This is a genomic window from Kitasatospora sp. NPDC092039 (assembly GCF_044756065.1).
In the GTDB taxonomy this organism is placed as follows: Bacteria; Actinomycetota; Actinomycetes; order Streptomycetales; family Streptomycetaceae; genus Kitasatospora.
Window position 1 is genome coordinate 25,049 of sequence record NZ_JBIVSD010000010.1, and the last position, 13,706, is coordinate 38,754.

At 73.9% G+C, this 13,706-nt stretch carries 13 protein-coding genes; 7 read left to right on the forward strand and 6 right to left on the reverse strand.

Going from position 1 to position 13,706, the window contains the following annotated elements; all coding sequences use genetic code 11:
• The first annotated feature begins 81 nt into the window (after window positions 1-81).
• From ACIQI7_RS20390 to ACIQI7_RS20400, 3 genes are read left to right on the forward strand one after another with little or no spacing between them, the layout of a single operon-like run.
• Entirely contained in the window at window positions 82-900 is an 819-nt protein-coding gene (locus ACIQI7_RS20390) for a helix-turn-helix transcriptional regulator (RefSeq protein ID WP_401112451.1), read from the forward strand.
• Window positions 864-1,073 (forward strand): DUF397 domain-containing protein, encoded by a 210-nt coding sequence (locus ACIQI7_RS20395; RefSeq protein ID WP_401111817.1) that lies wholly within the window; start codon window positions 864-866, stop codon window positions 1,071-1,073. Before ACIQI7_RS20390 ends, ACIQI7_RS20395 begins: the two co-directional genes overlap by 37 nt.
• Window positions 1,070-1,195: a DUF397 domain-containing protein gene (locus ACIQI7_RS20400; RefSeq protein WP_401112454.1), complete on the forward strand. Its 126-nt coding sequence runs from the start codon at window positions 1,070-1,072 to the stop codon at window positions 1,193-1,195. Before ACIQI7_RS20395 ends, ACIQI7_RS20400 begins: the two co-directional genes overlap by 4 nt.
• Before the next feature lie 95 nt (window positions 1,196-1,290).
• On the opposite strand, the gene tgmC is transcribed toward ACIQI7_RS20400, so the two are convergent.
• The 3 genes from tgmC to tgmA are packed head-to-tail and all read right to left on the reverse strand — an operon-like array spanning window position 1,291 to window position 3,683.
• On the reverse strand, window positions 1,291-2,433 hold the full coding sequence (gene tgmC / locus ACIQI7_RS20405) for an ATP-grasp peptide maturase system methyltransferase (RefSeq protein ID WP_401111820.1): 1,143 nt from the start codon (window positions 2,431-2,433) through the stop codon (window positions 1,291-1,293).
• Entirely contained in the window at window positions 2,430-3,398 is a 969-nt protein-coding gene (gene tgmB / locus ACIQI7_RS20410) for an ATP-grasp ribosomal peptide maturase (RefSeq protein WP_401111823.1), read from the reverse strand. Before tgmB ends, tgmC begins: the two co-directional genes overlap by 4 nt.
• A 3-nt stretch (window positions 3,399-3,401) precedes the next feature.
• Window positions 3,402-3,683: a putative ATP-grasp-modified RiPP gene (gene tgmA / locus ACIQI7_RS20415; RefSeq protein WP_401111826.1), complete on the reverse strand. Its 282-nt coding sequence runs from the start codon at window positions 3,681-3,683 to the stop codon at window positions 3,402-3,404.
• Window positions 3,684-4,153: 470 nt separating this feature from the next.
• On the opposite strand from tgmA, the gene ACIQI7_RS20420 reads away from it, so the two are divergent.
• Complete coding sequence (locus tag ACIQI7_RS20420) at window positions 4,154-4,897, forward strand: alpha/beta hydrolase (protein WP_401111828.1); 744 nt, start codon at window positions 4,154-4,156, stop codon at window positions 4,895-4,897.
• 73 nt (window positions 4,898-4,970) lie between these two features.
• On the opposite strand, the gene ACIQI7_RS20425 is transcribed toward ACIQI7_RS20420, so the two are convergent.
• Window positions 4,971-5,690, reverse strand: a complete 720-nt coding sequence (locus tag ACIQI7_RS20425) for a hypothetical protein (RefSeq protein ID WP_401111831.1) — start codon at window positions 5,688-5,690, stop codon at window positions 4,971-4,973.
• Window positions 5,691-5,863: 173 nt separating this feature from the next.
• Entirely contained in the window at window positions 5,864-7,264 is a 1,401-nt protein-coding gene (locus ACIQI7_RS20430) for a uracil-xanthine permease family protein (protein WP_401111834.1), read from the reverse strand.
• A gap of 306 nt (window positions 7,265-7,570) precedes the next feature.
• Between ACIQI7_RS20430 and ACIQI7_RS20435 the strand changes: the two genes are divergently transcribed.
• The gene (locus tag ACIQI7_RS20435) at window positions 7,571-8,095 is read left to right on the forward strand and encodes a peptidylprolyl isomerase (protein WP_401111837.1); all 525 of its coding nucleotides are present in this window, start codon (window positions 7,571-7,573) and stop codon (window positions 8,093-8,095) included.
• A gap of 58 nt (window positions 8,096-8,153) precedes the next feature.
• On the opposite strand, the gene ACIQI7_RS20440 is transcribed toward ACIQI7_RS20435, so the two are convergent.
• Window positions 8,154-9,497 carry a helix-turn-helix domain-containing protein gene (locus ACIQI7_RS20440; RefSeq protein WP_401111840.1) on the reverse strand — a complete coding sequence of 448 codons (1,344 nt, stop codon included), beginning with the start codon at window positions 9,495-9,497 and terminating at the stop codon, window positions 8,154-8,156.
• A 182-nt stretch (window positions 9,498-9,679) separates the two neighbouring features.
• On the opposite strand from ACIQI7_RS20440, the gene ACIQI7_RS20445 reads away from it, so the two are divergent.
• Window positions 9,680-10,405 (forward strand): DUF4232 domain-containing protein, encoded by a 726-nt coding sequence (locus tag ACIQI7_RS20445; protein ID WP_401111843.1) that lies wholly within the window; start codon window positions 9,680-9,682, stop codon window positions 10,403-10,405.
• 135 nt (window positions 10,406-10,540) lie between these two features.
• Window positions 10,541-13,621, forward strand: a complete 3,081-nt coding sequence (locus ACIQI7_RS20450) for a BTAD domain-containing putative transcriptional regulator (protein ID WP_401111845.1) — start codon at window positions 10,541-10,543, stop codon at window positions 13,619-13,621.
• Window positions 13,622-13,706 lie beyond the last annotated feature (85 nt).

The window sequence follows — 13,706 nt, forward strand, 5'->3', positions numbered from 1 at the left end:
AGTTGATGCTTGGCAAGTAGGTGAAGTTCATTGAACGTCAAAGAGCTTGATCCGACATCAGGCCCATGGGCGCCGTTCGGGGTGCAACTTCGTAGGTCACGTAAGGCTGCTGGCCTCACACAAGCCCAGCTGGCGAGGCGATTGGGGGTCGACCCCTCCTACGTCTCCTATGCTGAACTTGCCCCGCCTGGTCGGACACCGCCAAGCGAGAAGTTCGCACGTGATGCCGATCGAGTGCTGGAGACGGGCGGAACGCTGCTGCTGATGTGGCTCCAGGCCAAGCACTCGGCATTGCTGGAGGGCTTTCCGGAGTACGCAAATCAGGAGCAGAAGGCCAGCGAGATAAGGATCTACGAGGCTGGAGTCATCCCCGGCCTCTTCCAGACCGAGCCCTATGCCCGGGCTCTGGCGTCTGGTGATGTCCGTCGGGGAACGATCACCCCGCAGCAGGCGGACGAGAGAGTAACCTATCTGCTCACGCGGCAGCAGCTGCTCCACCGCACCCGGCCGCCGCTGGTGCACGCCGTGCTGGATGAGAGTTGCCTGCATCGCCCAATCGGTGGTCATGAGGTGATGAGGGCGCAGTTTGCCCATCTAGAGGAGCTGTACGCCGTCAACAATGTGATCCTTCAGATTGCGCCGTTCGCCCTGGCGGAGGAACGCCCGTTCGCCCTGCCGATGGTGCTCCTGACTCTCCCGGATCAGTCCCTCCTGGGCTACTCGGAATCAGAGGGCCGAAGCCACCTTGAACGGGACACCGATCGGCTTGCCGTCTGGAGGAAACACTACGATCGGCTCCAGGTGGGAGCGCTGGCCGAGACGGCGACTCTCGAATGGATGCGCGCTGCTCGGAAAGGGATCGAATGTCCGACATCAACTTGGCCACCGTCCGCTGGGTGAAGGCGAGCTACAGTCAGCAAGGCGGTAATTGCGTTGAGGTAGCTCCCAACTTTCCTGGCCTGGCTCCTGTCCGTGACTCCAAGGATCCTCAGGGCCCGGCTCTCGTCTTTCGGGCCGAGGCCTGGAAGTCGTTCGTTACTGCGGTCCGCAGCGGCGAGTTCGGCGACATCTGAGCCCGAGCCCGAATGAGGTCCGAGACTCCAAGGACCCGAAGGGGCCTGCCCTCATCTTCCCGTCCGAGGCCTGGGCGTCGTTCCTCGCCGCTGTCCGCCGCAGCGAGTTCGGCGAGGTCTGAGCCCGGCGTTCAGAACCGCAGGCCCGGGTCGTTCATGGCCCGGGCCTGCGGTCTTCGGCGTATCTGGAGCGCCGTTCTGACGCCGTCGGGACGGATCACAGCGGCAGGCGCCAGCCGGGCCCGTCCTCGTCGCCGATCCACACCCGCTGCCCGCCACCGTCGACGGTGATGCCGAACTGCTCCTGGTGCGGCGCCCCCACCGCCTGCCACGCCTCGACCGCGTCCTCCACCTGGTCCCACAGGCGCAGCGGGCCGCGCTGAGTAACGATCCATCCGCCACGATCATCCGGCCGGGTGCGGGCCTGGGAACCGGTGGCGTGGTCGATCAGGATCTGCTGCCCTCCGGCGCCGATGCGTTCGGCGGAGGGGGCGGCGAGTTGGGCGACCCAGGTGCCGGTCCAGTCGGTGACAACGGCCGGGTCGATGCGGGCGGGGCGTTCGTCGCCGGGCAGCAGGGTGGGGTTCTGGCGCGGGGGCCGGTCATGGGGGCGGGCGATCATGAAGCTGGTCCAGCCTGGCAGGAACCGGCCCGTCGCCTCGCCCGGTTCGGTGACGGTCAGCAGAGCGAGGCCGTAGCCGAACTGCCAGCCGGAGAAGGTGACGAGGATCTTCCCGCCCGGCCTGACCTGGTGCAGCCAGGCGTAGGGCAGGGTCCGCACCGCGCAGGTCGCGATGAGCCGGTCGTACGGCGCCCGGGCCCGGTGGCCGGCGAGGCCGTCACCGACGACCAGGTGCGGGGCGTGGCCGGCGGTCTTGAGGCAGGCGGCGGCACGGTCGGCGACGTCCGGGTCGACTTCGACGCTGACGATGTTCTCCTCGCCGAGGCGGTGGGCGCCCAGCGCGGTCGAGTAGCCGGTGCCGGTGCCGATCTCCAGGACCCGGTGGCCGGCTTCGACGTCGAGCTGCTGCCACATGCGCAGGACCAGGGACGGCAGGGTGGAGGACGACGAGGGGGATCCGGCGACCGGTCCGTCGGTGTCGGCGGGTCGGATGCGGCCGTCGAGCTGGGTGATGAGGGTCTGGTTGGTGTAGACGGCCTGGAGCCAGCCGTCGCCGCCCTCGCGGACCGGCTCGTAGGAGGTGGGGAAGGAGCCGGGGACCTCGCGGAAGTAGTCGCCGACGAAGACCTCGCGCGGTACGGCCGCCGCCGCGGCGCGCCAGAGCGGGTCGGTGAGGCCTTCGTCGGCGGTGAGCTGCCGGACGAGGGCCGCGCGCAGGTCCGCGGCGGTGGTGGTCATGCGGTGTGGCCCTTCTGGAGCTGGTCGGCGATCGCGGTGGCGATGGCGTCGGTGGTCGGGGGCGGGAAGAACGCCCACTGCCCGTTGCTGTTGCACTCCAGGAACCACCAGCGGCCGTCGGCGGTGACGGCGGAGTCGAAGGCGCCGTAGACGAGGTGGAAGTGCTCCAGGTAGCGGGCCACGGACCGGCGCACGGGTGCCGGGACGTCGATCGGGGTGTAGGTGAGCAGGCCCTGGCGGCGGCGCCAGTCCAGGTCGGGGCTGTCGATCCGGACGGCGAAGAGCTCGCGGCCCACCGCTGTCAGCCGCACGTCGTGGTCCTTGGCCAGGCGGGCCTGGAACAGGTGCGGGCAGGCGGCGACGGCGTCGGTGATCTCCTCCGGGGCGACCTCGGCGACCCAGGCCTGCACCGGCCGACCGTCCCCGTCCGCGTAGGGGGAGTTCCACAGCGGCTTGTAGACCGCCCCGCCGGGTTGTTCGGCGCAGAAGGCCCGGGCCTGTTCGGGGTCGGTGGTGACGATCGTGTCGGGGACGGCGAAGCCGGCCGCGAGCGCGGCGTCGAGCTGGGCGGGCTTGTGCTCGGCGGCCCGGATCCGCCAGGGGTGGTTCACGTAGTGGGCGCCGGGCAGCGTGCCGAGGACGCCCCCGGCGCCCCACTGGGCCTGGGCTCGGGCGAACTCGGCGTCCTGCCCGCCCATGCCCGCCGGCGCGGCCCAACCCGACGGCCGCCGGTACCAGACCGCACGGACCCGGTCGAGGTCGAGCGTGCGGCTGGCGGTGGTGAGGGTGCCGCGCCGGCCGCCGTAGCGGGCGGTCAGTACTGCGCCCTGGTGGAGGTCGGCACCGGGATCCGCGCGCACGACCGGCACCTGCCGCTCGCCCAGGATCCGCAGCACCACATCGGCCGTCGGATCGTAGGCACAGGTCAACACCAGGACCACCGCCCCCTGCCGGTCACCCGACACGGCTCAACCCTGGTCCTGGTCGTTGGAGGTGATCGAGTCCACGTCGGTCGGCTGCGCCTGGCCGCCGCTCTGCCCGTCCCCGCCACCGCCGCCGGTGCTGGTCGGGTTGCTCTGGTCGGTGCTGGTCCCGTGCTTGCCCATCTCGACGGTGCGGCCCTGCTCGTCGCGGAAGACCGCGACCTGGGTGTCCGGGTCGATGACCGGCGTCAGCGCCGGTCGGGGCGGCGTGTCGGCGAAGGGACGCATCCGGGTGGTGCCCCACGGGGCGGTGACGGCGTTGGACATCCTGGTTCTCCTCCACCTGATGCGTGACGCTGGCGGTTCAGACGGTGACCTAGGGTCATCATGCCGCTGGGTGGGCGCCGTTGGGAGGAGTTTCGCCGACCGGGATCGCGCTGAGAACCGTCGGCCCCGACCTTCCGTCAGGACACGGGGACCAGGGCTTCGACCAGACGGTGGCCCAACTCGGTCTTACCGTCCGGGTGGGTGCTCCTGCCCGCCGAAGGGGCCAGGCTCTCGTTCTTCACGGTCTGCGACCTGACTCCGTGACGGCCGGTGGCGGGGCTGGCCTGTGGGAAAACGCGTTGGCGGACCGCGGCGATGACTGCTACCTTTCCGGAGGCCGTGCGAGAGAACGAGGAGGTGGTACCCGTGAACGCAGTATCGACATGGGTGCTCCCCTCCGGGGTCACGGTCGGACGATAGCCAGGTCGTCCGGGAGCGCCGTCTTGTGAGCACTCCCGAAAGGCACGACCATGCACTTCACTTCCGAACAGCGCCTCGACGGCGACGTCCTCGAGCGCGAGTTCACCCTCGGCGAGGTCCCCGGCATCCTGTGGACGCCTGAGCCCGCCTCCGCGCCGGAACCGGCGCCGCTGATCCTGATCTGCCCCCCGCCGCTCGGGCTGAGCCGGATCTACCCCCGTCTGGCGGCGCGGGCCCGGCACTACGCGGCGGAGTACGGCTTCGCCTCGGCCACCATCGAGCTGCCCGGCAGCGGCGACCGCCCCCGGTGGCCCGCCGTCGAGCAGGCCCGCGCGGAGCTGCGCCGGGTGATGGAGGCCGGCGGGCCGGTCACCGGCGAGATCGTCGACGCCCTGGTCCTCCCACTGGTCGACAGGTCCGTCCCGGAATGGCGGGCAGTGCTCGACGCACTCCTCGCGGTGCCCGGGATCGGCGGCCCGGTCGGGTATGAGGGGGGAATCATCTCCATCGGCGTCCGGCTGGCGGCGGTCGAGCCGCGCATCGCGGCCGCCGGCCTCTTCGCCGGGAGCTTCGTGCCCGCCGCCATCGTCGAGGAGGCCCGCCGGGTCACCATCCCGCTGCACGTCCTGCTGCAGTGGGACGACGAGGCCGGCCACCGGCAGGCGTCCCTGGAGCTGTTCGACGCCTTCGGCTCCCGGGAGAAGACCCTGCACGCCAACATGGGCGGGCACACCGGCGTCCCGCAGTACGAGATCGACGCCGGGGCCCGCTTCTTCGCCCGGCACCTGAGGTGACGCCGGCCCTGCCCTGAGCCGTGGGCCCGGGCCGCGTCCACCGCGGTCCGGGCCCGCGCCGCCGCCGAGGGCGTCACGAGCCGGCCGTGGCCGCCTCCAGGGTGGTGGCCATCACCGGGCTGGTGAAGGTGTTCGTCGCGTCGCCGGTGGAGAGGTGGTAGGAGCCCCACTTCAGGTAGTTGCGGTCGCCGTCCCAGGTGGTGCCCTTGAACGTGCCCGACCCCGTGGTGAAGGTCTGCTTCACCCCGTCGAACCAGAAGTCGATGGTGCCGTCGGTGCGCCCCAGGCGGATCTTCAGCGCGTACGAGTGCCACGTGTTGTTCGTGGTCCGCGCCGTCCACAGCGTGTGCGACACGTGGTCGAGGTCCCACTCCTGGAGGCGGACGCGGCCGTTGAGGACGTCGATCTCGATCGGGTGGTTGGCCGTTCCGGTGCTGGGCGAGCACTTCAGCTGGAAGACGTACCGGCTGTTGGTGTCCTTGACGTCCACCTTGGACGACCAGCCCAGGTAGAAGGTGTCGCCCTCCTTCAGGTCCGGGCTGAGCGTCTCGCAGCGCTCCTCGCCGGCGGCCTGGAAGGCCCGCCACACACTGCCCTTGGCGGAGTCCTGGACGACGCCGAAGTTTCCGGCCGCGCACTGGACGGCCTTGAAGGAGGACGGGCCGGTGCTGGTGCTCGGGGTCCACAGGACCGTACCGGCGGCGCTGCTGGGCGCCACCCCGGCACAGGTGGCCGCGAGCGCGGTGACGGCGGCGGCCGCGGCGGCCTTGCGGCGGTGGGTCAGAAGGGACATGCCTCTCCCGGGGGACGAGTGGCCGATGACGGGCGGCAGCGATTGGACCACCGACCGGGCCGCCCGGCCAGACGACACGGCCGGCGGAAGGTCCCTTTCGGACACTTCCGCCGGCCGTCCCTCGCCCTGAACCCGGGCGCGCCCCCGTCCGTTACAGGGACCGCCGCCGTCCGTTACGGGGCGGGCGGCTTCCCGTCGGAGGCGTCCTCGTCGTACGAGGAGGTGCCCTCGTCCAGCAGCGGCTCCTGCGTCTTGAGGTGCGCCGGGGCCAGCGCCCGCAGCGCGTGGTAGCCGGTGATGACGACCAGGGTGCCCAGGGCGATGCCGCTGAGGCTGAAGGTGTCGGTGAACTTCATGGTCACGTTGCCGATGCCGATGATGATGCCCGCCGCGGCCGGCACCAGGTTCAGCGGATTGCGCAGGTCCACCCCGGACTTGGTCCAGATCTGCGCGCCCAGCAGGCCGATCATGCCGTACAGGATGACGGTGATGCCGCCGAGCACCCCGCCGGGGATCGCGGCCACGATCGCGCCGAACTTCGGGCACAGGCCGAACAGCAGCGCGAAGCCGGCGGCGCACCAGTAGGCGGCCGTGGAGTAGACCCGGGTGGCGGCCATGACGCCGATGTTCTCCGAGTACGTGGTGTTCGGCGGGCCGCCGACCGCGGTGGAGAGCATGGAGCCGATGCCGTCGGCGGAGATCGCGGTGCCCAGCTTGCCGTCCAGGTTCGAGCCGGTCATCTCGCCGACCGCCTTGACGTGCCCGGCGTTCTCCGCGACCAGCGCGATCACCACGGGCAGCGCGACCAGGATCGCCGACCACTGGAAGGACGGGCCGTGGAAGGTCGGCAGGCCGATCCAGTCCGCCTTGCCGACGCCCGACAGGTCCAGGCGCCAGTGGTCGGTCATCCGCCCGGCGCCGTCCACCGAGTGGATCTGCCCGAAGACCCGGTCGAACAGCCAGGAGATCCCGTAGCCGAAGAGCAGCCCCAGGAAGATCGCCACCCGCGACCAGAAACCGCGCAGGCACACCACGGCCAGGCCGGTGAACAGCATCACCAGCAGCGCCGTCCACTGGTCCTGCGGCCAGTACACCGAGGCGGTCACCGGGGCGAGGTTGAAGCCGATCAGCATGACCACCGCGCCGGTGACGATCGGCGGCATCGCGGCGTGGATGATCCGCGCCCCGAACCGCTGGACCGCCACACCCACCAGGAACAGCACCACGCCGACCACGAACACCGCGCCGGTCACCGTCGCGCTGGTGCCGCCCTGCGCCCGGATCACCGCGGCCACGCCCACGAAGGACAGCGAGCAGCCCAGGTAGCTGGGCACCCGGCCCTTGGTGGCCAGCAGGAAGATCACGGTCGCCACGCCGGACATCATGATCGCGAGGTTGGGGTCGAGCCCCATCAGCACGGGCGCCACGAAGCTCGCCCCGAACATCGCCACCACGTGCTGGGCGCCGAGCCCTACCGTGCGGGGCCAGGAGAGCCGTTCGTCGGGGCGGACGACCGCCCCCGGCGCGGGCGTGCGCCCGTCACCGTGCAGCTTCCAGCGCACGCCGAGATCCATGGTGAGGTTTCGCTTTCTCTGTACTTCCGGGGAACCGTCCGCACCATTCTCCTGGCCGCCGGGGCGTCCCGGCGATCACACGCACCCGCGTGAGCTGCGGAGACGTGGGGAGGGGCCTGACGGGCCCGGTGCTGTCGGGGATCTTACGGCCACCGTCCGCGCGGCCCGGATCCGGCCGGGGCCGGACGCCCGTTCGCGAGGCGTCACCCGTGTGGGTGCACTGCCGCGTCGCCGCCGCTCGAACCGGCCGACCGGCCTGAAGACTGGCCGCATCCCGCAGGACCACCGAAGACCGAAGGACGTGCCATGGCCGAAGAGCTGTACGCGACGCTGAAGACCAACAAGGGCGACATCGTGCTCCGGCTGCTGCCCGACCACGCGCCGAAGACCGTCAGGAACTTCGTGGAGCTCGCCAAGGGCGAGCGGCAGTGGATCGATCCGGAGACCGGTCAGCCGAGCAACGAACCGTTCTACGACGGCACGGTCTTCCACCGGGTCATCGAGGGCTTCATGATCCAGGGCGGCGACCCCCTGGGCAACGGAACCGGCGGGCCCGGCTACAAGTTCGCGGACGAGTTCCACCCGGACCTGGCGTTCACCAAGCCCTACCTGCTGGCCATGGCCAACGCCGGGCCGGGCACCAACGGCTCCCAGTTCTTCATCACCGTCGGGCCGACCCCCTGGCTCACCGGCAAGCACACCATCTTCGGCGAGGTCGCCGACGCCGCCGGCCAGAAGGTCGTCGACGCCATCGCGACGGCGGAGACCGGTCGCAACGACCGCCCGGTCCAGGACGTGGTCATCGAGAAGGTCGTCATCGAGACCCGCTGACCGGTGGGGACGCCGGGCGTCCGGGGGACGGGCCCCGGACGCCCGCCCGCGGGCCGGCTCAGCCCTCGCGCCGGCTCCACTCGTTCGCGCCCAGCGGGTAGTCGTAGCCCGGCCGCCCGGTGCCCGCACTGGTGCGGAACGGCGTGCCGGCGCCCGCGTCGACGCGCACCGTGCCCCGGCGCCCGCCGCTGGACCAGTCCAGGGTCAGCTCCCAGCGCACGTCGTGCGCCCGGGTGCGCGCGGTGACGTAGAAGACCTCCGGGTCGGACTCGCTGACCTTGCGCGGGAAGGCCCGCTGCCCGCGCCGGGCGGTGACCGTCGGGCTGCCGCTGTCCAGGTCGACGTCGAAGGAGGCGCTCTCCACGTCGCTGCCGCAGCCCGTCCCCATCGAGTAGTCGTTCCAGGCGAGCGGCGCGCCCTTGGTGACGACCCGTACGTGCAGCGCCTCCAGGACGACCGTGTCCTTCCCGGTGCCCTGGACGGTCAGTGCGACCCGCTGCTCGTCGGAGGCGACCGCGTTGTTGGCCGCCGCCCAGCGCGGTGCCTCCTGCTCGTTGGCGGGCGGGCCGACCTGCTGGGGCGGCCGGTTGACCAGGAAGTGCTGGTAGCACGGGTTGTCGTAGACGTAGGGGCGGGTGGCGATCCTCAGCGGATCGGGGGCGGCGGTGGTGGCGCCGGCGGTGGTGGCGGCTGGGGAGCTGGTGGCGGCCGTGGGGGAGGCGGTGGCCGGGGCGGTGCCCGTCGGGGTGGAGCCGGAGGGGGCGGAGGGGGCGGAGGGGGCGGGACTCCCCTCGTCCGGGGGAGCGGCGGACAGGCCCGCCGGGGAGGGCCAGGCGGTGCCCGGCTGCTCGGCGGCCGTGCTCGCGCCGCCGCTCCCGCTGCCGTCCCTGTTCCCGTCCCCGCCGACGGGCGCGAGGCTGAGCGCCACCGCGCCCAGCACGGCCGCCGTCGCGACCGCGGCCACCAGCACGCCGCGCCGGCCCCGGCGCGGCGCGGGCCGCTCGGGCACCACGCCGACGGTGACCGGACCGTCCGGTCCGTCCCCGGGTCCCTCCTGCGCTAACGGCGTCACATCCGGTACGGGCGCCGGCTGCGGCCCCGGCCCCGTCGTCGCCGCCCCCGCCTCCGGCCGGGCCCGGCGCGCCGCGTCCGCCAGGATCCAGCGCCGGTGCAGCTCCGTCAGCTCCTGCGGCGTCGCCCGGCACAGCCGCGCCAGGCGGTCCAGCGGCGCGAACCCGGCGGGCACCACGGTGCCGATGCAGTACCGGTGCAGCGTCGAGGTGCTCATGTGCAGGCGCTTGGCCAGCGCCCCGTAACTGAGCCCCGAACGCTCCTTCAGCTCCCCCAGCAGTGCCGCGAGATCGTCCGCCGCCGAACTCCCCGTCGTCCGCGGCTGTTCCATCGCGCATCCCCCACGTCTCATCCCCGCGTTCCAGGGCCCCCGCATTCCCCCTGCTCAGGGCCCGTCCCAGTGTCCCACCGTCCCGGACCGGCCGTTGACCGTGGCGGCTGGGACGGATCACCGGGCAAGCTCCGGCCATCCAAGCACCACACCGGCCCGAGCACCGAAGGGGACACGGCCACATGCCCGGCATCCGCACTTCCCGCACCTCCCGCAGCCGCCTCCTGACCGCCGTCGCGGGCGTGGCGATCGCCGCGCTCTCGCTGAGCGCGTGCAACGACGACGCGGCGGACGCGGGCGGCAAGGGGACGTCGGCGGCCTCCCCGGCGCCCGCCGCCCCCGCCGCGAGCGCCCCCGCCCCGGCCGCCTCCACCGCGGCCCCCGCACCCGCCCCCGCCCAGACCGGCGCACCCGCCCCCGCCAAGCCCTCCGCGAAGGCCCCCACCGCCGCCCCGAAGCCCCCGGCGGCCGCCGACGGCAAGGCCGTCACCTGCGAGGGTTCCGTCACCAGGATGGTCGCGGCCGTGCTGCCGCGCCCGATCAACCACCTGCTGCTGACCGTCACCAACACCGGTAGCGCCCCCTGCCACCTCTACGGCTACCCGGCCGTGCGCTTCGGCGAGGCCCAGTCGGTGCCGCCGGTCATCGAGGACTCCAAGCCGCAGGCCGTCGTCACGCTGAAGCCGGGCGAGTCCGGCTACGCCTCGGTGAACCTGTCCGCCGCCGACGGCAGCGGCGGCCAGGGCCGCACCGAGACTTCACTGGCCGTCTACTTCCAGGGCCCCTCCGGCGGCGAGAGTGTCGGCGCGGGAAGCAACCCCGCGCTGCCCTCGAAGGGTCTTCACGTCGACGACTCGCTCAAGGTCACCTACTGGCAGCACGACCTGGACGACGCCGTCACCTGGTAGTCCCCGGCCACGGCGGCCGGAACGGCACCCCACGGTGCCGGTCCGCCCCCGCCGGGGAGGGCGACGCTCCGCGATCGCCAGGTCGCCTGCTGTCATATGCTTGTCATATACATCCGATACGTCTGAGGGGGGTGCGTGGAGTTCCGACTGCTGGGCTCGGTGGCCGTGGTGGCCGCGGACGGCCGGGAGCTTCCGGCCGGATCGGCCAAACGACGCAGCCTGCTGGCCATGCTGCTGCTCCACCCCGGAGCACCCGTCACCGTCGAACGGCTCACCGAGACCCTCTGGGACGAGGAGCCGCCCCGGCACTCGCGCACCGTCATCCACAACCACGTCTCCGGGCTGCGCTCCCTGCTCACCGCCCACGACGCCCCCGCCGCCGGCATCGAACTCGTCACCGACAACGGCGCCTACCGGCTGCGGGTGCCCGACCAGGCGGTGGACACCGTACGGTTCGAGCGCCTGGTGGCCCGCGCCCGCGCCCTGGACGACGCCGCCGAGGCCGCCACCGCCCTGCGCGAGGCACTCGCCCTGTGGCGGGGCCCCGCCCTCGCCGGCACCACGGCCGGCCTGCCGCTGCGGTGCGCCGCCCAGGCCCTGGAGGAACTGCGGCTGACCGCCGCCGAGGAACTGGCCCGCGCCCACGGCCGGCTCGGCGACCACGGCACGGCCGCGAACCTGCTGCACACCGAGGCCACCGCCAACCCGCTGCGGGAACCGCTGGTCGCCGAACTCGTGCACGCCCTCGGCCGCGCGGGACGCCGCTCGGAAGCCCTGGACTGGTACCACCGCACCCGCCGCGCCCTGGCCGAGGAACTCGGCATCGACCCCGGGCCGGAACTCACCGACGCCTACGACCGCCTGCTGCGCGCCGACGCGCCGCAGCGCGCCGACGTGCCGCAGCGCGCCGACGTGCCGCCGGGCCGCTCCCACCGGGTGCCGCCCGCCCGGCTGCCCGGCGGTCAGCAGCCGCCGCAGCGCCCGGCGGCCGACCGCGTCCCGCCCGCGCGGGTCGCCACCGTCGGCGGCCTGGCCTCCGTCCCCGACCAGCGGCCCGCACCCGCCGCCGTGCCGGTCAGCGCGCCGCCGTCCGCCGCCCTGCCGTCCGCCGCCCTGCCGTCCGCCGCCGGACCGGGACCCGCCACCGTGGTGCCCGAGCCCGCGCCGCCCGCCGCCGCACCGGCACCCGCCGACGAGCCGCAGCCCGCGCCCGCGCCCGCGCCCGCGCCGGCCCTCGCCCCCGCGCCGACCGTCCTCGTCCGCCCCCCGGCGGTGCCCGCCGTCGACGCCGGGGCGCAGCACACCCCCTGGCCCTTCCCCCGCCGCCCGCGCGGCTTCGCCGGCCGGGAGGACGAACTGGCCGCGCTGGACCGGGCCACCGCCGCCCCCGGCGCCGTCGCCGTGCTCACCGGCGGCGCCGGCGTCGGCAAGACCACCCTCGCCCTGTACTGGGCCCACCGCCGCCGACAGGACTTCCCCGACGGCCGGCTCTTCGTCGACCTGTGCGGCCACAGCCCGCTGCCCGAACGCGACACCGCCGCCGTCCTGCGCGAACTGCTGCTCGCCCTGGGCCTGCCCGCCGAGCGGATGCCCGCCACCGCCGAGGCGATGGCCGCCCGCTACCGGGAACTGACCGCCACCCGGCGGATGCTGATCGTCCTGGACAACGCCCGCCGCTCCGACCAGGTCCGCCCGCTGCTGCCCGAGGGCGACGACTGCGTCACCCTGGTCACCAGCCGCGACCGGCTCGGCGGCCTGGTCGCCTCCGACGCCGCCCGCCCCGTACCGCTCGCCGAACTCTCCTCCCCGCAGGCCGTCACCCTGCTCGCCGCCACCCTCGGCCCCGACCTGGTCGCCGCCGAACCCGAGGCCGCCGCCCGCCTCGCCGGCCTGTGCGACGGCCTGCCGCTGGCCCTGCGGCTGGCCGCCGCCCGCCTCGCCACCGGCCCGGCCCGCGCGCTGGCCGCCCTCGCCGACGAACTCGCCGACGAGCAGAACCGCCTGGGCCTGCTCGACGTCGAGGACACCAGCGTCGCCGCGGCCCTCGCCCTGACCGTCCAGCACCTGAGCGAACCCGCGAGCCGGATGCTGCGCCGCCTCGGCGCCCACACCGGCGCCACCCTCGACAGCCGCACCGCCGCCGCGCTGGCCGGCTGCCGCCCCGAGGAGGCCGCCGCCGCACTGGCCCAACTGGCCACCGCCCACCTGATCGTCCAGATCGGCCGGGACGCCTACACCCTGCACGACCTGGTCCGCCTCTACGCCCGCAGCCTGCCCGGCGACACCGACACCGAGGTGCTGCCCCGCCTGCTCGACCACCTGCTCAACACCCTCCTCAGCGCCTGCGCCGCCGCCGAACCGGGCAGCGAACCCTGCTGCGCCCTGCCGCCCGGCACCCGCCGCCCCGCCGAGGTCCGGCCCTTCCCCGACCGGGCGAGCGCGCTCGCCTGGTACGCCGCCGAACGCGACACCCTGCGCGGCGCGGTCGAGGCGGCGGTCGCCGCCGGACTGCACGACCGCGCCTGGCGCCTGGTGCTGCTCCAGTGGCCGTTGATCGTCTGGCAGGTCAAGGACGGCTGGGCGCCGCTGCTCGAACACGGCCTGGCCGCCGCCGAGGCCGACCGCGACCCCGGCGCCCAGTCCCGCGCCCGGGCCCTGCTCGGCTGGGTGCTGCTGGAGGAGGGCCGCCCCGACCAGGCCCTCGTCCACCTGGAACGCGCCCCCGACCTCGCCGCCCGGGCCGGCGACGGCACCGCCCAGGCCGTCGCCCTGGTCAACCACGCCGTCGCCCTCGCCCGCCACGGCGACCGGGCCGGCCGGGCCCGGGTGAGCGGGCTGCTGCTGAAGGCCCTGTCACTGGCCGAACGGGCCGGACGCGCCGACCTGGTGGCCCTCGCCCGCCAGCACCTGGCGGGCGAGTGCCTGGCCGCCGGCGCCGCCGAGGAGGCCGCCCACCACGCCGCCCGCGGCCTGGCCGTCGCCGAACCGCCCTTCCCGGTCACCCGCCGGGTGGTCCTGCAGACCCTCTACGGCCGCGCGCTGGCCGCCACCGGCCACCCCGAGGAGGCCGCCCGCCACCTCGGCGCCGCGCTGCGCACCGCCCGTGAACACCAGTACGAGGAAGGGGAGTCGGAGGCGGGCGCGGCGCTGCGCGCCCTGTCGGCCGGCAGCGTCGCCGTCACCGCCGCCGTCACCGCCGCGGCCGTCGCCACCTGACGGGCAGACGGCCGGGCGGTACTGGCGGGCGGCACGGCCGGGCGGCACCGGCCGGCAGCACTGGCGGGCCGGCCCGCAGGGAAGG